Raw genomic sequence first — 24695 nt, 5'->3', positions numbered from 1 at the left:
GTCGGGTGCAACTGCGAGCACCTCGCAAGGACAGCGGGCGCGGCGCGGGGACGCGAAAGGGGCGGCCTCCGGGAGGAGACCGCCCCTGGCGCGAGCGGCGTTACTTGCTGCTCTTGGTGGCCTGGTCGTAGGCCTTCATGGCTGCCGTCTGGGCGGCCTTGAGGGCCTCGCTGGCCGACGCGTTGCCCAGAAGGTACTTCTGGATGGCGTTCTGCAGCTCGGTCTGGATCTGCTGGCCGGCGGGCGACGCACCGAACGACTTGCCGCTTCCGACGACGTCGTAGTAGGTCGCGATCGCCTTGTCGAAGCCCGCGTTGCCGGACGGCTTCACGTACTTCTCACGGAGCGTCTTGTCCGCCTCGGGGGAACCGGTGAAGAGGCCCGTGTTGATGGCGCCCGGGGTCTTCTTGATGGTCTCCGCACGGGCCGCGCCCGCAGCCTCCCACGCCTGCAGGCTGGTCAGGTTGAGCGCCCAGGCGCACGCGGCGTCTTTGTTCTTGGCGCCGGTCGGGATGACGAACGACGTGCCCGAGGCGACGGTGAAGGGCTGGCCGGAGCTGTCCTTGAACGGGACCGCACCGATGTCCACCTTGTCGACGAACGGCGTCAGCACGTTGACGTACCACTGGGCGTTGACCTCAGCGCCGACCTGGTCCTTGACGTACTGGTTGTTCTCGCCGAAGAAGTCGAACGCGTCGGTGAAGCTCTTCATCTTGGCGTAGCCGCCCTGAGCGTCGGTGATCTGCTTGAGGACCTCGAGGCCCTTCTCGTTCTTCGGGTCGTCGAGCGTCGGCTTGCCGTCGCTGCCGATGACCTGGCCGCCGTTGGCGAGGAGCCACAGTCCGGCCTGGCCGCTGGCCTGCGGGTCGAAGCCGAGCACGCTCGGGTTGCCGCCGGAGGCTTTGTACATCTTCTTCACTGCGGCGACGAGGGTATCGGGCTTGGAGGTGTCGATGTCCGCATCCGTCACGCCAGCAGCCTTCATGACGCGCTCGTTCGTGATGATCGCCGGCGGCTGGTAGAACTGCGGCACGGCGTAGATCTTGCTCTTGTACGTGATGTCGTCGACGACGGAGCCGTAGTAGTTCTTCTTCGGGTCGACGTTGTGGACCGAGTAGCACTGGTCGAGCGGCTGGATGAGGCCCTGCGCCGCGTAGGTCGCGACGAACTGGCGATCCATCTGCACGACGTCGGGGACGTTGCCGCCGGCGACGCGGGTGGTGAACTTCTGCGCGTCGAACGGGGTCTGGTCGATCTTGATGGTGACGCCCTTGAGCTGGTCCTTGGCGTAGTTGATGCGCGAGGTGCCGACCTCGTCGGCGTTGTCGAAGCCCCAGGCATTCAGGTTGCCCTTGGCGTCCTTCGAGAAGTCCCCGCCGGACGAGCTGCCGCCGCTGGAGCTGCAACCGGCGAGGAGCGCCACCGACGCGGTGATTGCCATCGCGGCGAGGGCGGTGTGCCTCTTGTTCATCTGATTTCCCTTCAGTGGTGTCGCAGCGGGCGTCGTCGCCCGTGCGAAGAGGTACGGGATCCCCCACTGCCGGGGTCTGACAGCGGCAGTATGGAAACCTTCCCACATCGAACGCTAATGCAGCGGTGTGGCACTTCACAAGGGGACCCGGCACGGAGAGCCGGTTTTCGTTACTTGATCGTTTCTTACGCTCGAACGGGCCTTCCCTCAAGGGTGGGTACCGTATGGCATCGATGCCACATCGGAACTCGGACACGAAGCTTCGCCAACCTGGGAGACCCCTCAAAAGGGGGTGATCTACCCATCCGGACGCCGACCCGCTCCGGATGAAGCTCCGGCGGGCGGTCCCTCCCCCGCCGACGACACGGGCGGTGCGCTGGATGCGACCAGGGGCGCACGGCGCGCCGCCCCTGTCCGTGCCGGGATCCTGTCGGATCGGCCGTACCCCGCGGAGCCCCGATCGCGGCCGTCGATAGGGTGGTCCCACGAGTCGCGCGACGTGCGCACGACCCGAGAACGTGAGGGGGTGCGCGTGGCCGAGGACGACGGGCTGGCGGTCAGGGTCCGGGGACTGCACAAGCGGTTCGGTCAGAAGATCGCGGTCGACGGGATCGACCTGGATGTGCCCTCGGGCAGCTTCTACGGATTGGTCGGTCCCAACGGCGCCGGCAAGACGACGACGCTGAGCATGGCGACGGGACTGCTGCGGCCGGACTCCGGCGAGGTGCTCATCCACGGTGTCGACATGTGGCGGCAGCCGCTGGTCGCGAAGGCGATGGTCGGCGTCCTCTCGGACGGCGTGCGCCTGTTCGACCGCCTCACCGGCCAGCAGCTCGTCGAGTACGCCGGCCTGCTCAGCGGCATGGACCGGCCGACCGCCCAGCAGCGCACGCACGACCTGCTGCAGCTGCTCGACCTGGAGTCCGCCGGCGGCACCCTCGTGGTCGACTATTCGGCGGGCATGACGAAGAAGATCGCGCTGGCGGCGGCGATGGTGCACGCCCCGCGCGTGCTGGTGCTCGACGAGCCGTTCGAGTCCGTCGATCCGGTCTCGGCTGCGAACATCCGCGACATCCTCCGAACGTATGTGGACGGGGGCGGCACGGTCATCGTGTCGTCACACGTCATGGACCTGGTCGAGCGGATGTGCGACCACGTCGCCGTGATCACGGCCGGGCGGGTGGTCGTCGCGGGCTCCGTGGACGACGTGCGGGCCGGATCCACGCTGGAGGACCGTTTCGTCGAACTCGTCGGCGGCCGGCGCGTCGGGGAGGGGCCGGAGTGGTTGCGACACTCGTAAGGCTGCGGCTGCTCGTCCTGCGCAACTCGTTCCGCCGGAGCACGAGCCAGCTGGTCGCCGTCATCATCGGCGCGATCTACGGCGCGGGGGGACTGCTCGTCGTTCTGGGTGGACTCGTCGGGCTGTCGTTCGCACCCGCCGAAGTGGCGACCACCGCGGTCGTGCTCGCGGGTTCCGCGGCCGTGCTCGGCTGGGCGGTGTTCCCGCTGCTCCTGTCGGGTGTCGAGCAGACCCTCGACCCGGGCCACCTCGCCGTGTACCCCATCGCGCTGCGGCCCCTGATGCTCGGGATGCTGCTCAGCGGCGCCGTCGGTGTGGCGGGCGCCGCGACCACGATCGCCTCGCTCGGGACGTCGCTCCCGTGGCTGCACTCCCCCGGGGTCGCGCTCATCGCACTCGTCATGGGAGTGCTCGGCGCGGCGACCTGCATCGTCGTGTCCCGCGCCGTGACATCGGTGGCGAGTGGACTGGCATCGGGCCGCCGGTTCCGGGAGGCGAGCGGGCTGCTCATCCTCATCCCCCTGATCCTCGCCGGCCCCATCATCCTGGGCATCACCAGCGGGCTGCGGTCGTCGGCGGATGCCCTGCCCGCGGTCGCGGCAGGGCTGGGGTGGTCGCCGCTGGGAGCGGTGTGGGCCGTCCCGGGGGCAGTCGCCGCGGGCGATCCGCTCGGTGCCGCGCTCCGGCTGCTGATCGCGCTGGCGACGTTCGCGGTGCTGTGGGCGGTGTGGCGCTGGGCTCTCGCGCGATCGCTGGTCACTCCCGCGCGCGCGTCGTCGCGGGTGCGGGCTCCCGGCAAGTCAGGACTGTTCGGCGTGCTGCCCGCGACCCCGGCCGGCGCGATCGCGGCACGCTGCCTGACCTACTGGTTCCGGGACCCGCGCTACCTGCGCCAACTCCTCGTCATCCCGCTGCTCCCCGCGGTGATGCTGTTCTACGCGAGCCTCAACCACTCGACCGGCTACATCTTCGCCGCGGCACCGGTCGTGGCGTTCGCGCTCGGCATCGGGATGATCGCGGACGTCTCCTACGACTCGACCGCCTTCGCGCTCCACGTCTCGAAGGCCGTCCCCGGGCGCGCCGACCGCTGGGGCCGCGCGTCGGCGCTGCTGACGTTCGCCGTTCCCGCGGTCCTCCTCGTCGGCGTCGGTTCGGCCGCCTTCCAGCGCGACTGGACGCCCGCCCCCGGACTGCTCGGCCTCTCGCTCGGGATGCTGCTGAGCGGCGTCGCCGTGTGCTCGGTCACCTCGGCGCGGTTGGTGTTCCCTGTGCCGGAACCGGGCGACAACCCCTTCCGCTCGCGTCCGGGCTCGAACATCTCGCTTCTCGGACCGACCTTCGCCGCGTGGGGCATCATCGCCGTGCTGTGCCTGCCCGAGATCGCGCTGTTCGTCGTTTCGCTCGTCACCCGTGACGCGTCGTGGGGCTGGATCGGCCTCGCCACGGGCGTCCTGCTCGGCGCGGTGCTGGTCGCGGTCGGAGTGCGGGTGGGCGGCCGCGTGCTGGACGCGCGCGCGCCCGAGCTGCTGCAGCAGCTGCGCAAGGACGGCTAGCGCGCTGCGCGCGCGGCGTCTGGTTGACGCAACACGCCGTCGTGGAGGTGGGTCGGGCGGCGTGTTGTGACAAGTAGGTGATGCGCCCGCCCCACGACGGGGTCAGGACGTCGTGGCGGTTCTGCGGGAGTGCGCCTTCTGCATCTTGACGGCGTTGCCGCAGCCCGCCATCGTGCACCAGCGGCTCGAGCGGTTCTTCGAGTAGTCGTAGTACGCCCAGCGGCAGGTCACGCGGTCGCACACCTTGAGGCGCGACCAGCTGCCGTCCTCGCGGGAGGCGCGCACCGCATCCAGGATGGCGGCCAGCGCCCCGCGCACCCCGGCACCTTCGACGGGAGCCAGCGCGAACTCGGACGACGCTGCGAACGACACCCGGACGGGCAGCTCGGCGAGCGCATCGTCCAGCCGGCCGAGCGCTGCCGGGTCGGCGTCGTGACCGGCGTGCATGGCGAGCACGCTGCGCAGGCCCTCCCGTACGGTCTTCGCCAGTTCGAGATCGGCGGCGTCGGCTTGGCGGGTCCGATCGTCCACCAGCCCGCGGGCGCGAAGCCATTGCACCAGGTCGGACGGCTGCTCCCAGCCCTCCTCGTCCTCCTGGTACTCGACCGTGTTGACGAAGTCGCGCGCCAGCCGCAGCGATGGCGGAATCACCTCGTCCTCTCGCTGGAAGGCGAGATCTGTCTGCCGACCCATGACACCAGCATACGCGCTTGACAGGTGTAAGACGAGAGTGCACGCTGTGAAACACCAGCAAACATGGATAGCCAGTGTCGGAGGTCATCGTGGATCGAACAGCAGTGCAATGGATCGGGGCGCCGCCACGCGCACAACGAGCCGGTGGAGGTGTCCGACGATGGATGCGCATCCGCTTCCGGGCAGGCCGCGTCCGGCGCAGCGCCCGCCGGGCATCCCGCGACAACTGGATCGACGGGGTCTCGGTGTGGGCGTTCTGGGGCCTCCACCGCTGACGCGGCGCGCAGCGCCTGCCTCAGCCCGCGAGCGTCTGCTCGCAGGCGAGCAGCGTCACCCCCACGCTCCACGCGTGGGAGAGGGTCAGGAGCATCCCTTTCGGCTGGAAGCACTCGGTCTGGTAGTAGCGCTCGCTGACCATGCCGCGGTAGGCGTTGAAGTCGCCGTCCTCCCGGGCGATGAACTGCCGGAAGCAGGCGAGCGTCTCGTCCGCGAGCGCCGCGTAGTGCGGGTCGCCGAGCGCGCGAGAAAGCTCCCGCAGCTCCGCCGTGCAGACCAGGCCGTAGGCGTGCAGGTGCTGGTTCGACGGCGACGCGTTGTCGGCACCGCGGGTGCGGAAGCCGTACGCCCCGAGCAGCGTGTGCTCCGGGAACGTCACGTCGTAGCTGTATCGGAAGGTCAGCATCCAGTCGGCGGCCCGGCGCGCAACATCGAGCCAGTGCGGGTCGCCGGTCGCGCGGTGGAGGGCGACGTACGCCATGACCGCCGCATACCCGTCTTCGGAGGTCGGCGCGAGGTCCACGTCCTCTGGTGCCCCGTGGATGAACTCGCGGTCGACGAACTGCTCGTAGTAGCGGCCGGCGGCCACGGCGGCGGGCAGGTAGCGCTCGTCCCGGTCGGCCGCTTCGACCAGCGCGGCGATCCAGGTGACACCGGACGCGCCGGACCAGGACAGCACCTCCCCGGTCTCGGCGTGATGCACCGAGCCGAGGTTGCCGTCGTCCCGCTGCCGGCCGACCATGACGTCCAGGTTCGAGCGGATGGCGCGCTCCCATTGCCCATGCGGCGCGAGCGCCTGCGCGCGGATCAGGAAGAGCGTCGCCTCGGCCAGCGTCCGCGAGTGGAGGCCTCGCTTCAGTTCCGTCCAGCTCTGCGTCCAGCCGTGGTCGCGGTACCAGACGCCCCAGAACGTGCCGGACGGCGAGAGGGATGCTGTGATGAAGTCGATGACGCGGCTGGCCGCATCCACCTCCTCCGTGCGGGAGGTGCGGAGCCCCTGCGACAGCAGCGCGAACGCCCACGGGATGCCGCTCACCCAGCCGACGTGCATCGCCTGCCGGTCGACGCTGAGACCGTCGCGGCCGCTGACCTCGCGGTCGAAGCCCACGGTTTCGAGCAGCACGCCCGGGTCGGGGTCGTAGTGCCACCGGAGCAGCCCGTCGGCGGTCAGGTCGGCGGCCGTCTCCACATCCATCCAGGGGTCGAGCGGGGCGGCGGGCGCCGACTCGGCATGCAGGGCGCGCAGGATGGGCGCGTACGCGTGGCGGGACGCGTCGAGCTCGAAGACGCGCACGACCAGCTCGACCGTCTCGCCAGGCGTGAAGCGGTGGGTTGCGACGTCCGCGGGGCGCGGGCGCGCGTCCCCGTAATACGTGACCGGGAACTCGCGGTACGGGAACCGCAGGCTCACCGACGCGTCGCCCCACCCGGCGTCGTGCGCAAGGCCGAGCCCGGTCAGGCCGAGCGCGGTGGTCTCCGCCGCGGCCAGCGCGACGCCGCCGTGACCGGGGCCGGCCCAGGCGAAGACGGCCGGCGTCGCGGCCCGGTCGGCCCGGAACTCCCAGGCGTCGCTGATCAGGGCGTCGTGCTTCTCCGGAGAGTTCGCGCCGATCTCGAAGCGGGGGAAGGCGCGCGTGTTCTCGACCGGTCGGTTCTCGCCGTAGAAGGCGCCCGGGATCAGCCACCACGGCTCGTCCGCACCGCGCACCGCCGCCTCCACCAGCACGGAGCCGTCGACCGGCTCGTCGCCGCCATGACGCACGCGCAGGGTGAGCCGCCAGCCGGGGTCGGCGTCGCTCCACTCCTCCTGAACCTCGAGCGTGCCGGCAGCGGGGCCGACGACGCTCACCCGCACCTCGGGATGCGCGCTCACGTCAGCGGGCGCTCGATCAGGTCGACCTCGCGGACGGGCTCGGCCGGGTCCTCCGGCACCACGAAGGTGCGCAGCTGCGACGGGCCGAAGTCCTCCTCGATGGTGCGCCCGAGCAGGGGCAGCTCGATGCGCGACCGCCCGGCCTCGCCGCGGGTCTCGACGGCGCGCACGACGACGTCGGCGCCGCCGGGCGCCTCGGTCGCGTCCTCGGTTCCCTTCAGCGCGGTGACCATGACCGCTCCGCCGGCGTCGCCGGCGAACGAGTGGACAGGGGGCAGCGCGCCGTCGTGGAAGGACTCCTGCATCGCCCGCACCGGGTTCCCCAGCTGAAGCGCGCGACGGATCGGGTCGGCGTCGCGCCAGTCTCCGGCATGCGGCACCAGCTCGTAGCTGAAGCGCTGGATGCCCTGATCCTGGAACGAGTAGATGCCGTCCGGGTCGAGGAGGCGCGGGTCGTGCCACGAGTAGACCGGGCTGCGCACCGCGGTGACGCCGATGCTGGGCTGGTCGCCGTGGTCGGGGGTGCTGGGGCTCACGTCGTAGGCGTGCTTGTTGGTGGTGATCACCGTGAGGCCGGCGGGCGTGCCGTCGACCGTCCCCGTGAGGTCCACCCACGACTGGGCCGGCTCTTCGGCGCCGTCGACGGGACGTTCGAGGTGCCCGAACGGGATCTCGTAGGTCGCCGCCGGGTCCTCTAGAACGGTCGGGAAGCGCAGCTTCAGCAGGTGGGCCTGCTCGCGCCAGTCGAGCGTGACGTTGACCCGCAGGATGGGCGAGTCGTGGTCCAGCACGAGTTCCTCGACCAGGGTGGATGCGCCCCACGCGCGCTCGATCCGGACGCGCGAACGGAGCGGTCCCGTCTCGCGGACGACGATGCGCTCGAGCTCCATGGTGGCGCCCGGCCAGGCGTACGAGACCACGCGGTGGCCCCAGGTGTCGGTCGGGTCGTCGTTGATCTGGGTGTGCTGGGCGCCGTCGACGCCGGCCATCACATCCACTCCGGTCGCCTTGACGAGGTAGGACGAGATCCAGCCCGTCTTCTGGTCGATGCGGATGCGGACGTGCTCGTTCTCGAGGGTGTCCTCGGTGACGGTCAGGCCGCTGCCCGCAGCGCCGGGGCCGGAGCCCGGACGCAGGCGGTACAGGCGGTAGCCGAGAGCCGGGACGTCGGCGCGGAACACGACGGCGCCGCGCGAGACGTCATCCGTCGTCGCGGTCGACTGCGAGTTCTGGAAGACGACGGGCTCGCCGTTCTCGTCGACCACGTGCACGCCGCCGCGCTGGGCGCCGTACTGGAAGTCCACATCCACCGACACCGCCCACGGGTGCGGGTTGAAGACCAGGACCGGCTGCGTGCCGTCCTCGCGGTCCACCTGCACCTGGCGGGCGATGATGTTGTGGGCGCGGGTGACGATCCGCTTCGAGATCGCGACCGCCTCCCCGAGCTGGTCGCGCGCGTCGTCGTACGAAGGCTCGATCGCGGACCCCGGCAGGATGTCGTGGAACTGGTTGAACAGCACCTGCTTCCAGGCCGTCTCCAGCTGCTCGCGCGGGTACTCGACGCCGTCGTGCGCGGCGACGACGGCCGCCCAGCGCTCGGCGTTCAGCACGGCGAACTGCGCGCGGCGCTGCCAGGCCTTGATGCCGGAGTGCGCCGAGTAGCAGCCGGGCGCGTGGTGCTGCAGGTCGTCGCGGCGCACGGGAAGCGCATCCAGGAACGCCTCGCCGCGGCCCAGGACCTCGTCGAAGTACGTGCGCGGTGAGGACATCGTCATCCTTCCGAAGGAGCCCATCCGGTCGTAGCGGTGGATGGACTCGATGTTCGCGATCGTGGGGCCGCCGCCGTGGTTGCCCACGCCGTAGAAGACCATCGCGGTCGCGTTCTCGCCGAAGCCGACGGTGCGGTCGAGTGCCGCCAGCGACTTCTCGGTCTGGCCGTCGACCGAACCGGGCGGGCTCCCGTACTCGAACGGGATGCGGTAGGCGAGCACGCGGGAACCGTCGGGCGCCTCCCACCAGAACAGGCTGGAGGCGAGATCGGACTCGTGCGGGCCGGGGCGGAGGAACGTGTACGAGTCCATGCCCTGCCCGCGCAGGATCTGCGGCAGCATCGCGTTGTGGCCGAACGGGTCGACGTTCATGCCGACCGTCGCCGGGATGCCGAAGCGCGACTCCAGGTAGCGCTGGCCGTAGAGGCCCTGGCGGACGACGCTCTCGCCCATCGGCATGTTGTTGTCGGGCTCGACCCACCAGCCGCCGACGTTGACCCAGCGGCCCTCGGCGACGCGTTCCCTGATGCGCTCGAACAGCTCGGGGTCGGACTCCTCGACCCAGCTGAGCAGCACGATCTGGTCGCAGGTGAAGACGAAGTCGGGGTACTCCTCCATGCGGTGGATGGCCGACCAGAACGTCGCGCGCGCCTCCTGGTAGCCCTCCTGCCACGGCCACAGCCACACCGGGTCGAGGTGGGCGTTGCCGATCATGTGGAGCGTGCGCTGCGGTGTCGCGGTCGGGCGCTTCGCGGGCGCGAGGTCGCGGGGCTGGGTGCCGGCCGGAGCGTTCGCGACCGGCGCCTTCTGGGCGGCGGCCGGGGTGCCGGGGGCTTCCGGCGTCTCGCTGACCCGCGGCTCCTGCGCCGCATCCACCGCGACCTTCTCGGGTGTCTCCCCACCGACCCGCGGCGTGTCGACCGGGGAAGGTCCGGAGTTCTGGGCTTCGCGCGTGTCAGGGGTGGTCACAGTGCGTACTCCTCGTCGCCGTCGGCCCACGCGTCCACGATCTCGGAGAGCACGTGGAGCATGAAGGTGTGGAATTCCTGGATCCTCGGGGTGGCCGTGGACGGGCTGAGCAGCGCGTAGTCGGCGAACCGCCTCGCCGGGCCGCCGTCGCCTCCGCCGAACAGCACCGTCGTGGCGCCGGCCGACTTCGCCGCCTCGAGCGCTGAGACGATGTTCGCACTCCTGCCGCTCGTCGTGAAAGCGGCGACCACATCCCCGGGCCGCGCCAGTCCGAGCACCTGGCGGGAGAAGACGTCGTCGTACGAGTAGTCGTTCGCGATGCACGTCATCGTGGTGGGGTCGGTGCTCAGGGTGACTGCTCCGAGCGGCCTGCGGTCGCGCTTGTAGTGGCCGATGATCTCGCCTGTGAAGTGCTGGGCGTCGGCCGCGCTGCCGCCGTTGCCGAACGTGTACAGGATGCCGCGCTCGGCGAACGCGTCGCACAGCACCCTCCCGACCTCGCGCAGGGCGGGCAGCAGCTTCTCGCCCTGCTCGGCGACCTGGATGTGGGCCTCCAGCTGTTCGCGCATCCATTCAGCCATGGTGGGCTCCCTTCGGCGCTGCGCCGGTGGGGGCGAGCTGGTCGAGGCGATCGAATGCGACGGCTCCTGCGCCGACCACGCAGACGACGTCGCCGAGGGCGGCCAGCACGACCGTGGATGCGGCGGCGGCCGGCGGCATGGCGTCGGCGGCGACGCGCTCGCGGACCGGCACGAGGAGGGCGTCCCCGGAGCGGGTGACGCCCCCGCCGAGCACGACCAGGTCGGGTTCGAAGACGTTGACGAGGTCGGTGAGCGCGACGGAGAGGACGTCGATGGTCTCGTCCCACAGCTCGGTCGCGAGCGCGTCGCCCGCAGCGGCAGCCGCGACGACGTCCTCGGCGCGGACCACCGGCAAGGCGGCGAGGGCCGAACCGGCGCCGCGCGCATCCACGGCTTCACGGGCGCGCTGGGCGATGGAGGTTCCGGACGCGTAGCCCTCCAGGCAGCCGCGGCGGCCGCAGAGGCACGGACGGCCGCCGGTGCGGACCATGACGTGACCGAACTCGCCGCCGTTGCCGGCCGCGCCGCGGTGCAGGCGACCGTCGATGACCGCGCCGCCGCCGATCCCGGTGCTGATCGTGAGGTACACCATGGTGTCCGCCTCGCGCGCCGCGCCGTAGCGGAACTCGCCCAGCGCACCGGCCGTCGCATCGTTCTCGAGGACCGCCGGGATGCCGAACTCGCGCTCGGCGAGCTCCACGATGGGGAGATCGACCCAGCCGGGGAGGTGGAGCGGACCGGTCAGCACGCCGGCTTTCGCGTGGAGCGGACCGCCGCACGAGATGCCGACCGCCTCGACGGGCAGACCGGACTCGGCGATCGCACGGTGGCCCATGTCGAAGAGTCTGGGAACGATCGCACCCGGACCCTCCTCGCGCCGGGTGGGTTCGACGATCAGTGCGTGGGTTCGTCCGTCTTCCGTGACGACACCGACGGCGAGCTTCGTGCCGCCGATGTCGAGCGAGAGAACGGCGCGGAGGCCGTTTGCCATGATGTCCTTCCGAGGGGAGCACGACCGCGCCTGCGCTGGTGGATCGTGTGGGATCGTTCCCACAGATACTAGGGTGCTGCGGGCAGGCGGGTCAACACGGCGCGCGCGTCGCGCCCTCCCGTGGCCTGCGCGCGTGGACGTCGCTCGGGCCGGTGAAGTGCTCGTTCTTGTCGCGCTGCACCGCGTGTCGCGAGCAACGTCGAGCACCTCACGGGTGCGGTGGGGTGGGGGTGGGGGTTGCGCGGGGGGGGGGTGGGCGGTAACGTACAACCAAATGGTTGTAGATGAGTTGACGGATGCTGAGGTCGACCGCATCTTCCAGGCGCTGGCGGATGCGACGCGGCGGGACATCGTCGCCCGGTCCCTCCAGGGTGCGCACTCGGTGAGCGAACTCGCCGAGCGGTACGACATGAGCTTCGCGGCGGTGCAGAAGCACGTCGCGGTGCTCGAACGCGCCGGCCTCGTCCGCAAGCGGGCGCGCGGACGCGAGCGGGTCGTCACAGGAGACCCCGAGACCATCCGGCGCGCATCCCGGCTGCTCGACGCGTACGAGGAGATCTGGCGCGGCCGCGACGCCGCCATCGACCGCATCCTCGCCGGGGAGGGCCGGAAGACCACGAGCACCACCGAACGAGAAAGGAAGGATCGATGACCTTCATCGAGTCGACCAAGGACGCGGATGCGCTGACGCTCACGATCGTCACCGAGTACGACGTCCCCCAGGAGCGCGTCTGGCAGCTGTGGTCCGATCCGCGCCAGCTGGAGCGCTGGTGGGGACCTCCCGGGTACCCCGCCACGTTCGAGGTCTTCGAGTTCGAGCCGGGCGGACGCGCGACGTACTACATGACCATTCCCGACGGCACCAAGGCCTGGGGCTGGTGGCGGTTCGTCGAGATCGAGCCCACCGGCCGGCTGGCCCTGGACGACGGCTTCGCCGAGGAAGGCGGAGCGCCGGCGCCGGGCGAGCCCGGGCGCATGGTCGCGACGTTGGAGGAGCGCGACGGCCGCACCCGGATGACGATCCTCAACCAGTTCGCCAGCGCCGACCAGATGAGTCAACTGCTCGAGATGGGCCAGGAGCAGGGCATGATCGAGGCTCTGAGCCAAGTGGACGCCATCCTCGCCGCCGACCTCACCCGCTGACCGTCCCGCCGGCCGCGAGCGCCGGCCGCGAGCGTCAGGGGGCGTCGAGGAAGGCCAGAAGGTGGTGGAGCGTGCGGCGGAGGGGCGCCGGGTCGCCGGCGGCGGCGAGGCGCTCCCCCAGGTAGTCGCCGTGGATGCCGGGCACGATCAGGAGTCGCGCGTCCGGCAGCAGGGCGGCCAGCTCGACGAAGTGGGAGGCGCGGATGACGTCGCGGTCGGCGCCGACGACGAGCGTCGGGGCCGTGACCGCCGCGAGCAGCGCGTCCGGGAAGTCCTCGAAGCCCAGCATCAGCTCGCGATCGAGTTCGAACATCCGCCGCGCATGCCCGGGGTCGCGGCTCACCGCGAGGTCAGCATCCCGGTAGGGCGCCGGCATGTCCTCGAAGGTCCCGCCGGCGAGTCCCTCCCAGAAGCCGTCGACCATCGCCGAGCGCCGGACGGGCGTCGACGCGGCGATCAGCCGGCGCACCGCGGAGGGGTGCCGCGCGGCGAGCTGGATCGCGACCTGTCCGCCGTTGCTGAAGCCGAGCACATCCACCGGTCCGAGGCGCAGGTCGGTGAGCACCGCCGCGACGTCGTCCGCCGACCCCGCGAAGCTGGCCGGCCGGTCGCCGGACGGCGTGCGGCCGTGTCCCTGCAGCTCGACCGCGAGCACCGAGCGGGTGGGTGCCACGAGCGGGAGCAGCATCCCCCAGTTGGTCGCGATGGTCGCACCGCCGCCGTGGATGAGCAGCAGCGGCGGGTGCGGCGAGTCGGGGTCGCCGTGCCATTCGCGGTAGAGCGGGATGCGGTCCACGGCCGCAGGTTAGCCGAGCGACCCCGCGCTGTCGAGAGCCGGGGCGCTGTGGGACACGCCAGGCGGCGCGACCGTGTCCGCCACGGCGTCGCCCGCCTGGCCGTAGCGCACGCTCCCGATGGTCACGTCGGCGGCGAGCCGCTGCCGCTTGCGCACCGTGTCGGTGGCGCGCACCGCGAACCGCAGCCGGACCGTCTCGCCCGCCTCGGCCATCACCGTCGCGGGGTCGGGATCGCTCCAGCCGTCGGGCGTCACGAGCCTCGCCACGACCTCGCGCGGCCCGTCGAATACGTTGACCACGACCACCTCGTACTCGAGCGCTGCGCCCGCTGCGACCCGCTGATAGTACGGTTCGACGAGCACCAGATTGCCGTCCGCCGGCGGCAGCATCCCGTCGTCGGGGAGCAGGCCGTCGTGGATGCTCGCCAGCTCGTCGCCCTGCTCGGTCAGCAGCTGCAGGTAGTCCTCGTCCACTTCGCGGCCCTGCCAGTGACCGGTGATCATGAGACCGGGTGCCACCCGCCGATAGAGCGCGGCGCTCTGGATGAAGTCGTCGCGGCGGAACCGGTTGCGGTACTGGTAGTTGAGGATCTCGCGCTGCACGCCGAGGCGGCCCTCCGCGGTCTGCTGGTCCCCGGTCGCCAGCACGCGCACGCCGTCCACCTCGAACTCGAACGCGGCGGCGTAGAGCGTGTGACCGGGCAGCTCGTGCGTCACGATCTCGTACTCGCGCCAGCGCACGGTCTCGCCGAGCGGAAGGACGCGGTCCGCCGGGATCGGCTCGAACCACTGGCACGGCAGGTCGGTCCGCATCGGGTCGGCCATGATCGGGGCGACGTTCTCGGGCAGCCACACCTCGGTGCCTTCGACGTCGCGCAGGAGGTTGAATCCAGCGATGTGGTCGTCGTGATAGTGCGTGCCGAGCACGACCTCGACCGAGGTGACGCCGAAGTCGCGCTTGAGCGCGGGTAGCGAGGCGAGCCACGGCCGGCGCGCGGCGCGGTCTGTTCCCGCAGGCCAGCCGGTCGACATGTCGTAGCCGTAGTCGATGAAGAGCGCGGCGCCCGAGTCGCTCAGCAGCACGTACACGCAGGAGTTGGCGGTGCGGTTCAGCAGCAGGTGGTCGGTGAGGCGGACGAAGGGACGCTCCAGCCAGTCCCGCAGATCCCACGGGTGGGTGCGGCGCGAGTCGACGTACCCGCTCATCCGCGCCGCCAGCCGGTCGAGGGCGTCGATCGCGTCGGGCATCGGCTCGCCGTGCGAGGGGAGCAGGATGGTCGGCTCCTCCTCCTGCAGCAGCATGCACGAGAGCACGTTCATCGCCGGGCCCTCGTTCTCGGTGTACGACCACTGCGTCGCCGCGAGCGACCACACCTTGCCCGGCGCGTAGATGAGGTCGCCGGTGAAGGCGACCCGCGCATCCCCGCGGTCGACCAGGTACGTAACCGAACCCATCGTGTGACCGGGCGTCGGGATGGTCGTCACCTCGACGCCGCCGAACGTCGCGCTCCGGTACTCGGGCACCGTCCCGGCCACCGGGACCGGGTCGAGAAGCGAGAAGCGGTCCTGCCGCAGGTTGTAGTCGTTGTAGAGCGCACGGGCCGACCACATCTCGTCGACGCGGGCGAACAGGTCCTGCTCCACCGGCGGCACGTGGATCGGGATGCCCGCGGCGACGGCGCGCGGGAGTCCCTGACCCTGGTCGCGGTGGTGGTGCGTCATCAGGATGGCGTCGAGCGTGTCGAGACCGAGCTCGCCGAGGTGGTCCAGCACATCCCCCGAGCCGAAGTCGACGGCGATCGCCCGGGCCGTCCCGTCGGCAGGCAGCACCACGTACACGTTGCACGTGTCCGCGAACCGGTGCACGCCGGGAGCGACCTCGGTGAACGCGCTCATACGGAGGTCGGCTCCTTCGCAGCGCGCCCTCCGGTCCGCAGACCCGCCCGGTACTGGCGCCACAGCGTGGCGATCTCGTCGAGGTCGCCGTCGGTGACCGCCTCCCGGCTGTTGTCGATCGACTCCACGTAGTACAGCGCCGGCACCCCGAGCGACGGCTGGAGGCGCGCGTACGCGAGCCACTCCTCCCGGTTCGGCATCGGCCACTGATCGGTGTCGATCGGGTGCCCGGGCAGCGCCGCCGCTGCGATGTCGTGGCGGTAGCGCAGCTGGTCGCCGACGGGCACCGGCTCGCCGTGCACCGAGTCCTCGAGCACGTCGTTGAGGCGGACCATGTCGGTCACGTCGGAGAACGAGGGATGCACGGTGTGCGTGACGACCAGCGCATCCGGCTTGACCGCATGGGCGGCCTCGTGGATCGTCTTCACGATCGTGTGGAGGGCGTTGATCCCCCACACCCCGTCGCCGTGGGTGCGCAGGGTGACGCCGGAGGGAGCCCGCTGCGTGAAGTCCACTTTGAAGCCGTCGGCGTCGAGGCCGTCGGCCGAGATCATCCGCGTGACCTGCTCGGCGAGCGCCTCGAGGTACGCCGGATTCGACGGGTCGACGGCGACGGGACGGCCGAACGCGTCGCGGACGGTCAGTTCCGGCGGCAGCCCGGCCGGGTCCCACGCCTTGAACCAGAGCAGGACGCGCTGACCGGCGGCGTGACGCTCGTCGATCCAGGCGCGCAGGTCGGGCCACTTCTCGGTGTCGACGGTGTTGGTGCCGTAGTCGGCCTGCCAGCGGTCGTCGATGACGACCGTGCCCGGGCGGATGTCGCGCTCCTCCAGACGGTTCAGCCAGCGGTCGTACAGGTATTGGCGTGCGAGGTCCGGCGCGAAGGCCGCCCCGGCGGGCAGCACGAATCCGTCCGCGTTGTCGGTCGCGAGCGCTTCGCCCTCGTGGCTCATCCGGACGGCGAGCGCGCACTGGGCGCCCCAGCCGCAGAAGATCGGCTCGTGCCACCACCCGGCGGGCTCGGCGGCGTCGGCCGCCCAGCCGCGCGCGGCGAGGTCGTTCCGGTAGTCGCGGATGGCGCTGAGCGGCGCACCGGCCGGCCGCAGCACGAACTCGGGGGACACCCATCCACCGGCCCGCACCCGCGTGTGGCCTTCGTACGTGAGCCGGAACAGGAAGCCGCCGTCGAGCACGTCGTAGCGGTACGTCGTGAAGCCGAGCTGGGCGACCGGGGCGACCACCGAGACGCCGAGCCAGTCGCCGACCGGCATGTCGGTCGGGCCGTGCGGGGCCGTCGGGGAGATGGACGGCCGGCCGAGGGCGAACACGAGTGGCGGCGGCGAGAAGATGCCGTGCAGACGACCGGGTTCGGCGTCGCCGACGACGCCCAGCTGCGCCTGCGTGTTGGACAGCCGGACGACCTGGATCGGCTCGGTCGGCGTCGGCACGAAGATCGAGGGGAAGCGGATGCCCGAGCGGAAGGTGCCCGCGGCGCCCGTGGGGAGCGCCGCCTGCCCGCCGAACATCGTCAGGTCGGCGATGCGGGCGTCGTCGTCCTCCGTCGTGACCTCCACCCGGGCGCGCACCTCGCGCGGCGTGCAGAGCAGCACGACTGCCTTCGTCGCCCAGGCGCTCGAGTCGGACAGCACGGTGACGCGGACCGATCCGTCCTGCTGCTCCTCGACCGTCACCGCGGTCGGCCCGGACGACTCGTCCGGCAGCCCGACCCGGTCGACGCTCGACAGCAGCGACAGGTCGCTCCAGATCTCCCCATCCGAACCCGCGATCGTGGCGCGAGGACGCGCGAGCGCGACGCCGAGCGTGTACGCGGGGGCGACCAGCACGACCTCGGTCGCGCTGCGGGTGACGGTGATGTCCTGGGTGGTCTGCACTGGTCCTCGTCGGTAGGGAGTGAGGGATGGGGGATTCAGAGCGCGGCGAGCGCTTCGACGGAGTCGGCGGCGAGCGCACCGCCTGCACCCGTGGTGCGGATGCGGAACCGTGGCTCGGGGGAGAACGAGACGCTGAGGGCGGCGCGCTCGTCGCCGAGGGTCCACTCCAGTTCGAGAGCGCCGTCCGCCTCCACACGGTAGCGGAACGCGCCCGTGAAGGCGGGATGCGTCGACCGCAAGCGGACGAGCGCCAATTGGGCTCGCGTGACCTCGCCGGCGAGGGCCGCCTCCAGCTCGTCGGGCGTGTAGACGTGACGATTGACGTCGCGTCCCTGGCCGGTCCGCTGGAACAGCGCCACATCATCCAGGCCGCCGAGAAGCCCGACATAGTAGAGCTGCGGCCTGCCCGGGAGCCACAGCTGCACTGCTCGTGCGAGGAGGTAGCTGCGGGAGTCGGCGCCGAGGGCGGAGAAGAAGGTCGCGTTGATCTGGTGCGGGAGACTCATCCACGCCGGGATCACGGACGCCAGGGTCGAGTGCCCGTGCGTGGCGTCGGCGGCGCGGTCGAAGATGGCGGCCATCTCGGCCTCGTCGATCAGCCCGGGCCGGTCGCCGGAGGGACCCGCGTCGATGATGCCGATGCCGTCGTGGGTGTCGAGCACGGTGATGGCGTTCTGCGGGCGGATGCGCAGCCACTCCGCCAGGCGATCCGTCGTCCCCGTGCCGAGGCTGTGCAGCAGCAGGGGGGCCAGCGCGAAGTCGTAGACGTAGTCGACGAGCGGCGCGATGGCGAGCTGCTGGCTGTAGTGCGCGTGCACCTCCACCAGGACGCGGAGCCCCTCGCCGCGCGCCATCCCGACGATCTCCCGCACGAACCCCAGGGTCTCGGGGGTCATGAAGCTGTCAGTGCCGGGCGTCTTCACCGCGTACCCGACGGCGTCGAGGCGGACCGTCGTGACACCGCCCGACTTCAGCTCGGCGAGGGTGCGGCGCAGGTACGCGCGGGCGCGGTCGTTCGCCACGTCGAGGTCGACCTGGCTGGGCATGAAGGTGGTCCACACGAGGCGCCGCCGGCCGTCGGCCATCCGGTAGGCGGTGAAGGGCAGCCCGGGGCGCGGGCGATAGAACGCCGTGATCTCGTCCTCGGACGCACCGTCGGGGAAGACGGTGTCGAAGGTGAGGAACATCCCGTCGTGGGCCGACTGATCGCCGAGCGCCAGCCAGTCCACGAACTCGGCCGACTCGCTCGACACGTGGTTGACGATCAGATCGACCGTCACCTCGCGCCGTCGCGCGATCGCGCGCACGTCGTCCCAGCCACCCAGGCGGGGGTCGACCGCGCTGTGGTCGATCGGGTCGAAACCGGCGTCCGCGCCGTCGTAGGGCACGAAGAAAGGCAGGATGTGCACCCCGGCGAAGTCGCGCAACGGACCGTCGAGCAGAGCGCCGAGCCGCGGCAGGTCGCCGCCGAGGCGGTCGGCGTAGGCGAGGAGGTCGACCCCGGTCATGAGGACGCCGCCGGAGAAGGACCGTCGGACCCGGGAGCGGCCGGCCGGTTCGCGCTGGCGGACGGCCTTCCCGGGTCCGACGGGGTCAGTGCCTCCGCGAGCCGGGCGACGCCGCCGGCCGGGGAGGTGAGCACGGGGATGCCGACGCCTGCCGCCTCGGCGGCTGCGGCCATCGACGCCTGCGCGAGGACGATCACGCCGGCGGGCGCACCGCCGTCCGCCGGTTGTGCAGCAGCGCGCACGGCCTCCGCGATGAGGCGGTCGTGGCCGGCCTGGTCGCCTGCCGAGCGAGCGGCGGCCGCACCCTCGACGACGGCCGCCGTCACGGTCGTGTCGACACCCTGCGCCGTCGCCTCCCGCTCGATGAGCCGCGTGGTCGGCCCGAGCGTCGCGGTGTTCGTCGCGAGCACCGCGACACGCCCCGCCGCGACGTGTGCGGCTTCGGCGGCCATGGCGGCATCGACCCGGATGACGGGGATGCCGAGATCGGCGGCGGCCTCCTCGGCGGCCTCGCCAATGGAGGAGCAGGTCACCAGGATCGCGTCGGCGCCCGAGTCGGCCAGGTGCCGCAGGTGGGAGGCGACGCGCGAGCGGACCGCGGGCGTGACGCCCTCGGCGATGGCCGTCTCGAGCATCCACGCGTCCACGACGTGCTCGCGCTCGACGCCGGGGACAGCGTCCGCGACGAGCAGGTCGAACGTCGGCGCGAGGGCGGGGACGGTGTGCAGCAGTCCGGCGATCATCGCGCCTCCCGCCACGGACGCGCCTCGCGGTCGACGACGTCGATCAGGGCTTCGAGTCGCGGCACCGACAACTCGCGCAGCGCAGAGGGGACGTCGCCGCGGCCGACCACGTCGCTCCACAGCGCGCGCCCGGCGAGGAAGCCGCTCGCGCCCGCCCGGCAGGCCGCCTCGACCGCGGGCAGGAACGCCGGACGCTCGACTCCCTGCGAGAGGACCACCCACGGCCCGGTGATGGATGCGTCGAGCCGCTCGCTCGCGTCCCGCTGCTCGCCGGCATCGCCGGTTCCCGACAGCGGGACCTGCACCTTGTAGAGGCTCGGGCCGAGCGGCGACAGCTCGCTCGCGGCCTCGCGGATCGCGATGTCGAAATCCCACGTACCGGCGTCGAGCTCCTCGGGGGTCGCGCGCACGACCGGCTCGAGCACCGACAGCACCCCGCGGGCGCGGCACTCGGCGACGAACCGCTCGACCAGACGGACGCGCTGCTCGCGCTTCGCGTCACGGCGCCAGATGATCAGCAGTTTGAGCGCGGACACACCCGCGAGGTCGGTCTGTGTCAGCACGACCTCGTCGAGCGCGGTCTCCTCGACCGGGCCGCCTTCCGCCTGCGTCAGCTCGTCGGCGGCGAGGATCAGGCCGGTGCCGGACGGGAGGGCGTCGCGGACGGCCTCGAACCCGAAGTGCCGGTCGATCAGGAAGCCGGAGGCCAGTGGGCCGAGCGCTTCGGCCACATCGAGCTTGAACCGGATGAGGACGTCGTCGGCCGGTCGCCCGGAGCCCGCGAGGTCGAACATGTGCCGCAGACTCTCCCGCTGGTCCATCGCCACCATCGCGAGGCCGCCGGAAGGGCGGGCGATGGCGTCGAGGTCGAGCGCGGGACGGGAGGTGGTGTCGGTCATACGGTTTCCTTGTCGTGGAGCGTCGCCGCCTGCACGAAGGCGTCCAGCAGGGCCGGATCGCCCGCGGAAGCGGCGCTGTCGGCGCTGCGCAGGGGCAGCGAGGTCGTGAGGCCCGCGACGCGGTGCGCGGCCAGCATGGCGGCACCGGTCGCGACCGGCTCGGCCGCATCCACGCGCCCGAGCGAGCCGGGCAGGATGCGCTGCTTCAGCCGCCACCAGGCGTCGTTGCCCGCACCGGGGCCGCCGAGCACGGCCAGGCGCTCGCGGCGGGGGCCGGCGAGCTCGGTCTGAGCCGCATCCATCCACGCGAGCTGCAGCGCCAGTCCGGCGAGCACGGCGGTGAGGGTGGACGCGGGATCGGCCAGCCGAGTGGATGCGGCCGCCGAGCCGCCGGTCAGGTCGACCAGCCGCGGCGTGGCCGAGGCGTCGGGTGCGGGCGACTGCCGGCCGCGGAGGTACGGGAGCAGGAACGCCTCCACCGGGCCGTCGGCGCAGGCGAGCGCCTGCGCCAGCACGTCGTTCCGGTCGGTGCCCGGCAGGAGTTCGGCGAACGTCCACTCCACGAGCGCGCCCGCGGCCGGGTTGCCGGCGAGGAGCGTTTCGTGACGCCCGTCGACGGTGCGCCCGAGGCTCATACCGTGGCGGAGGGCGCCCTCCCGGGGCACGTCGGCGGTCACACGGAGCAGTGCCTCGGCGGTCCCGACGGAGTCGGCGGCGTCGCCCGGGGCGCGGACGCCGGCCGCCCAGGCGCCGACCGCGTGGTCGTGGCCCGCGGCGATGACCGGGAGCCCGGCCGCGAGCCCCGTGGCAGCCGCCGCCGCGGCAGTGAGGCGTCCCGCCGTCTCTCCTGGGCGGGCGACGCGCGGGAACCGGTCGGGGGTGAGTCCTGCGAGCGCCAGCAGATCGGCGTCGAACGCGGGAGACAGCGCGTCGCCCGCGCCAGCGGCGGGGAGGCGGTAGGCCATCGTGCGCGCCGCGAGGGTGTGGTCGGTGGCCGCCTGGCCGGTGAGGGCGGAGATGACGAGGCCGTCGGCGCCGAGCCAGTTCGCGTCGGCGAGCCGCGCATCCCCGTCGTCGGAGAGCCGCAGCCAGTGACTCAGCGGCGACTTCGAGGGCACTGGAACCCCCGTGGCCGCGTAGAGGGCTTCCGCGCCGGCGGCCGCGACCAACCGGTCGGCCGACGCGCCGTCTCCGTCGGCCCAGCGCAGAAGGTTCCCGAGGGGCCGGCCGTCGGGGGCGGTGAGGCACCCCGTCTCGCCCATCGCCGCTATCCCGATCGCCGCGACCGGCAGCGGGCTGTCGGCGGCCACGTCGCGGAGGGCAGCGAGGACCACGGCCTGCAGCCCAGCGCCGTTGCCGGGAGTCGGCACCGTCACCGTGCGCTCCTCGCGCACGCCGTCGCCGAGCACGGCCAGCACCACCTTCGTGTTGGTGGTGCCGACGTCGACGCCGAGTGCGGCGAGCGAAGCGGGGGTCACGTGCTCCATTCTGTTCACTTCTGAACATTCACGTCAAGATTTGTCCGTTTGTTGACAAGCGCTCCGGGCAGCCGCTTGGATGGACGCGTGCGCTACACCGATGCCCCTGCCCGTCGCGAGGAGCTGCTCCGACGGCTCTCAGCGGAGGGCTACGTGTCGTCGTCGCGCGTCGCGGAAGAGCTCGGCGTCTCCGAGATGACGATCCGCCGTGACCTCCGGCAGCTCGAAGGCGACGGCCTCGCACGGCGCGTGGTCGGCGGCGCGAGCCTCCCGAATCTCGGGCACGGCCGCCCCTTCGACGAGCGGGCGGTCACCGGAAGCGGCGAGAAGCGATCCATCGCCGAGGCGTGCCTCGACCTGCTCGACGGCGCCGTGACGGTCGCGCTCGACGCGGGCACGACCGTGGCTCCGCTGGCCGGGATGCTGCGGCCGGGCACGACCATCGTCAGCCACTCCGCCCCGGTCATCCGGGCCGCCATCGAGCGTGAGGACGTCGAACTGGTCGCCATCGGCGGCGTCTACCAGAACGAGACGCGCAGCTTCGCGGGGGCGACCGCCCGGCGCACCATCGCCGACTACTCGCTCGACGTCGCGGTGCTCTCCGCGACCGCCGTGGACACCAGCGGCATCCTCTGCGCCAACGCCCTCGACGCCGAACTGAAGCAGGAGCTCGCCCGCGCGGCCCGTATGACGGTGCTGCTCGTCGACCACTCCAAGCTCGGGTCGCGCGCGCCGATCCGCGTCGGCGGCCTCGACCTGGTGGATGTCATCCTCACCGACTCGGGCGCCGATCCGGACGACCTGCAGCTGCTCCGCGACGCGGGCGCGACCGTCGTCGTCGCGGGCGAGCACGCCGTCATCGACGGGAGCGGGGTCGGCGTCTCGTGATGCGGCTCGGCGTCATCGCCGACGACGTCACCGGGGCCTGCGACCTCGCCGGGCGCGTCGTCGAGGCCGGCCTCCCGGCGAGCGTGCTGCTCGGAGTCCCCACCGATGCGGCGACGTTCCCTTCTGACGGGTCCGGCTGCTCGGTCGTCGCTCTGAAGGTCCGCACCGCCCCGGTGGATGCGGCGGTCGCGTCCTCCACGGAGGCCGCCCGCTCGCTGCTGGCGGCCGGCGCGACCCTGCTCTACCAGAAGTACTGCTCCACCTTCGATTCGACGCCGACCGGCAACATCGGCCCGATCGCGGACGCCCTCGCCGCCGTCGCCGCCGAAGCGGGAGACGGGACGCCGGCCGTCACCGTGGGAACGCCCTCGACTCCCTGCGCCGGGCGCACCCAGTACCAGGGGGTGCTGTTCGTCGACGGTGTCCCGCTCGCCGAGTCGCCGATGCGCGACCATCCGCTGACGCCGATGCGCGACTCGAACCTGGTCCGGCTCCTCGCGCAGCAGACGCCGGCTCCGGTCGGGCTGGTGCGGTGGGACGACGTTCGGCGCGGCGCGGCGAGCGTCGCGGAACGGGTCGGTCAGGTCCACACGCTCGTGGATGCGCTCGACGAGGGAGACCTCGACACCATCGCTGAGGCCGTCCTGCAGCTCGCGACCGAGCGACCGGTGGTCGCCGGAGGTGGGGCGGGCGTCGCCACCGCCCTCGCGCGTCTGGTCGCCTCCACCGACGCAGGCGATGCGGGACGCGGTGGCGACGCCAGTGCGGCATCCGTGCCGCCGGTCCCGGTCACCGGCCGCCTGATCCTCGCGGGCAGCGCCTCCGCCGCCACCCGCGGGCAGATCGCAGAGTTCCCCGGCGAGCGCCACATCCTCGACCCGCTGCTACTCGCCTCCGACAGTGCTGCGCTCAGCCGCGTCCGGGATGCTCTGGCCGCGCGCGACGACCAGCTCGCGCCCGTGCTCGTGCATGCCTCCCCCGACGTGTCGGCGGCCCAGAGCGAGCTCGGCACCGAACGGGCGGCCGCCCTGCTGGAGGACGCGCTGTCCGAACTCGCCGCCTTCGCCGTCGACGACCTCGGCTACAGCCACCTGCTGATCGCGGGAGGCGAGACCTCCGGCGCCGTGACCAGCCGCCTGGGAATCTCGCGCCTCCGGATCGGGGCGCAAGCCGCTCCGGGCGTCCCGTGGGCGGTCGCCTCCACCGGCGGCGCCGACGGCAGGGGACACGGCCGCACCATCGCGGTGCTCCTGAAGTCGGGCAACTTCGGCGCCGCCACCCTTTTCACCGACGCTTGGCAGGTGGCACCATGACACGACTCGACGACGAGGCACGGGCCCACGAGGCGGAGGCGCGCGCAGCCGTCGTGCGCGCCTGCCGTCACCTGTCGGCCGCCGGTCTCTCGCCCGGCAGTTCGGGCAACGTGAGCGTCCGCGTTGGCACGCGCATCATCGCGACGCCGACCGGGTCGTCGCTGCGCTCGGTCACGGAGTCGGAACTCGCCGCCACCCCGTCCGACAACCCGGACGTCCCGCGCCCCACCAAGGAACTGCCCCTGCACGCCGCGATGTACGCGGCGCACCCCGAGGCCACCGCGGTCGTGCACCTCCACTCGCCCTACGCCACGGCGGTCGCCTGCCTGCCGCCCGGCGACGGCGGATTCGCCCAGCTCCCGCCGCTGACGCCCTACCGGGTGATGCGACTGGGCGACGTCCCGCTCGTCCCCTACGCACCGCCCGGCAGCTCCGAGCTCGCGTCCGGCGTCGCGGCGGCGGCGCCCGGGCACGCCGCTCTGCTGCTCGGCAACCACGGCCCGCTGGTCGCGGCCGCCTCCCTCGACGCGGCCATCGACCTCGTCGAGGAACTCGAGACGGCGTCCCAATTGACGCTCCTGCTCCGGCAGGCGCCCGCGGTCGCGCTGGACGCCGCCGCCGTCGCCGCGCTCACTCCGCCGGGTCGCTGAGCGACGCCACACC

The 24695-nt window shown here is 72.1% G+C and carries 20 protein-coding genes; 7 read left to right on the top strand and 13 right to left on the bottom strand.

Features of this window, described 5'->3' with window-relative positions; all coding sequences use genetic code 11:
* Positions 1-100: 100 nt before the first annotated feature.
* Entirely contained in the window at positions 101-1471 is a 1371-nt protein-coding gene (locus QRN40_RS07470; protein ID WP_285114927.1) for an ABC transporter substrate-binding protein, read from the bottom strand.
* Between the two features lie 526 nt (positions 1472-1997).
* Between QRN40_RS07470 and QRN40_RS07465 the strand changes: the two genes are divergently transcribed.
* Together QRN40_RS07465 and QRN40_RS07460 are read left to right on the top strand one after the other, a co-directional pair.
* Entirely contained in the window at positions 1998-2771 is a 774-nt protein-coding gene (locus QRN40_RS07465) for an ABC transporter ATP-binding protein (RefSeq protein WP_285117456.1), read from the top strand.
* Positions 2753-4324 (top strand): transporter, encoded by a 1572-nt coding sequence (locus QRN40_RS07460; RefSeq protein ID WP_285114926.1) that lies wholly within the window; start codon positions 2753-2755, stop codon positions 4322-4324. Before QRN40_RS07465 ends, QRN40_RS07460 begins: the two co-directional genes overlap by 19 nt.
* 102 nt (positions 4325-4426) lie before the next feature.
* On the opposite strand, the gene QRN40_RS07455 is transcribed toward QRN40_RS07460, so the two are convergent.
* From QRN40_RS07455 to QRN40_RS07435, 5 genes are all read right to left on the bottom strand, one after another.
* Positions 4427-5017, bottom strand: a complete 591-nt coding sequence (locus tag QRN40_RS07455; RefSeq protein WP_285114924.1) for a CGNR zinc finger domain-containing protein — start codon at positions 5015-5017, stop codon at positions 4427-4429.
* 295 nt (positions 5018-5312) lie between these two features.
* Positions 5313-7166, bottom strand: coding sequence for a YyaL domain-containing protein (locus QRN40_RS07450; protein WP_285114922.1), 1854 nt, complete (start codon positions 7164-7166; stop codon positions 5313-5315).
* On the bottom strand, positions 7163-9904 hold the full coding sequence (locus tag QRN40_RS07445) for an alpha-mannosidase (protein ID WP_285114920.1): 2742 nt from the start codon (positions 9902-9904) through the stop codon (positions 7163-7165). The genes QRN40_RS07450 and QRN40_RS07445 overlap by 4 nt, the downstream gene beginning before the upstream one ends.
* Positions 9901-10485 (bottom strand): D-sedoheptulose-7-phosphate isomerase, encoded by a 585-nt coding sequence (locus QRN40_RS07440; protein ID WP_285114918.1) that lies wholly within the window; start codon positions 10483-10485, stop codon positions 9901-9903. The genes QRN40_RS07445 and QRN40_RS07440 overlap by 4 nt, the downstream gene beginning before the upstream one ends.
* Positions 10478-11476, bottom strand: a complete 999-nt coding sequence (locus tag QRN40_RS07435; RefSeq protein WP_285114917.1) for an ROK family protein — start codon at positions 11474-11476, stop codon at positions 10478-10480. The genes QRN40_RS07440 and QRN40_RS07435 overlap by 8 nt, the downstream gene beginning before the upstream one ends.
* Before the next feature lie 274 nt (positions 11477-11750).
* On the opposite strand from QRN40_RS07435, the gene QRN40_RS07430 reads away from it, so the two are divergent.
* Both QRN40_RS07430 and QRN40_RS07425 read left to right on the top strand, forming a co-directional pair.
* Positions 11751-12128, top strand: coding sequence for an ArsR/SmtB family transcription factor (locus QRN40_RS07430; RefSeq protein WP_285114916.1), 378 nt, complete (start codon positions 11751-11753; stop codon positions 12126-12128).
* Positions 12125-12619: an SRPBCC family protein gene (locus QRN40_RS07425; protein ID WP_285114915.1), complete on the top strand. Its 495-nt coding sequence runs from the start codon at positions 12125-12127 to the stop codon at positions 12617-12619. Before QRN40_RS07430 ends, QRN40_RS07425 begins: the two co-directional genes overlap by 4 nt.
* A gap of 34 nt (positions 12620-12653) precedes the next feature.
* Here QRN40_RS07425 and QRN40_RS07420 read toward each other — a convergent pair whose 3' ends face one another.
* The 7 genes from QRN40_RS07420 to QRN40_RS07390 are packed head-to-tail and all read right to left on the bottom strand — an operon-like array spanning position 12654 to position 21840.
* On the bottom strand, positions 12654-13415 hold the full coding sequence (locus QRN40_RS07420; RefSeq protein ID WP_285114914.1) for an alpha/beta fold hydrolase: 762 nt from the start codon (positions 13413-13415) through the stop codon (positions 12654-12656).
* Between the two features lie 9 nt (positions 13416-13424).
* Positions 13425-15311 carry an MBL fold metallo-hydrolase gene (locus QRN40_RS07415; RefSeq protein ID WP_285114913.1) on the bottom strand — a complete coding sequence of 629 codons (1887 nt, stop codon included), beginning with the start codon at positions 15309-15311 and terminating at the stop codon, positions 13425-13427.
* Complete coding sequence (locus QRN40_RS07410) at positions 15308-17203, bottom strand: hypothetical protein (protein WP_285114912.1); 1896 nt, start codon at positions 17201-17203, stop codon at positions 15308-15310. The genes QRN40_RS07415 and QRN40_RS07410 overlap by 4 nt, the downstream gene beginning before the upstream one ends.
* Before the next feature lie 35 nt (positions 17204-17238).
* Positions 17239-18711, bottom strand: a complete 1473-nt coding sequence (gene gtfA / locus QRN40_RS07405; RefSeq protein ID WP_285114910.1) for a sucrose phosphorylase — start codon at positions 18709-18711, stop codon at positions 17239-17241.
* Complete coding sequence (locus QRN40_RS07400) at positions 18708-19469, bottom strand: aspartate/glutamate racemase family protein (protein WP_285114909.1); 762 nt, start codon at positions 19467-19469, stop codon at positions 18708-18710. Before QRN40_RS07400 ends, gtfA begins: the two co-directional genes overlap by 4 nt.
* Positions 19451-20353, bottom strand: coding sequence for a hypothetical protein (locus QRN40_RS07395; RefSeq protein WP_285114908.1), 903 nt, complete (start codon positions 20351-20353; stop codon positions 19451-19453). The genes QRN40_RS07400 and QRN40_RS07395 overlap by 19 nt, the downstream gene beginning before the upstream one ends.
* On the bottom strand, positions 20350-21840 hold the full coding sequence (locus tag QRN40_RS07390; protein WP_285114907.1) for an FGGY family carbohydrate kinase: 1491 nt from the start codon (positions 21838-21840) through the stop codon (positions 20350-20352). The genes QRN40_RS07395 and QRN40_RS07390 overlap by 4 nt, the downstream gene beginning before the upstream one ends.
* A gap of 78 nt (positions 21841-21918) precedes the next feature.
* Between QRN40_RS07390 and QRN40_RS07385 the strand changes: the two genes are divergently transcribed.
* From QRN40_RS07385 to QRN40_RS07375, 3 genes are read left to right on the top strand one after another with little or no spacing between them, the layout of a single operon-like run.
* Positions 21919-22719, top strand: coding sequence for a DeoR/GlpR family DNA-binding transcription regulator (locus QRN40_RS07385; RefSeq protein WP_285114906.1), 801 nt, complete (start codon positions 21919-21921; stop codon positions 22717-22719).
* Positions 22719-24032 carry a 3-oxo-tetronate kinase gene (otnK, locus tag QRN40_RS07380; RefSeq protein WP_285114905.1) on the top strand — a complete coding sequence of 438 codons (1314 nt, stop codon included), beginning with the start codon at positions 22719-22721 and terminating at the stop codon, positions 24030-24032. Before QRN40_RS07385 ends, otnK begins: the two co-directional genes overlap by 1 nt.
* Positions 24029-24682 carry a class II aldolase/adducin family protein gene (locus QRN40_RS07375; protein WP_285114904.1) on the top strand — a complete coding sequence of 218 codons (654 nt, stop codon included), beginning with the start codon at positions 24029-24031 and terminating at the stop codon, positions 24680-24682. Before otnK ends, QRN40_RS07375 begins: the two co-directional genes overlap by 4 nt.
* Positions 24683-24695 lie beyond the last annotated feature (13 nt).

Source organism: Leifsonia sp. fls2-241-R2A-40a, assembly GCF_030209575.1.
Taxonomy (GTDB): Bacteria; Actinomycetota; Actinomycetes; order Actinomycetales; family Microbacteriaceae; genus Leifsonia.
Note: the sequence above shows the minus strand (reverse complement) of the source record. Positions and strands in the feature narration are given on the sequence as shown.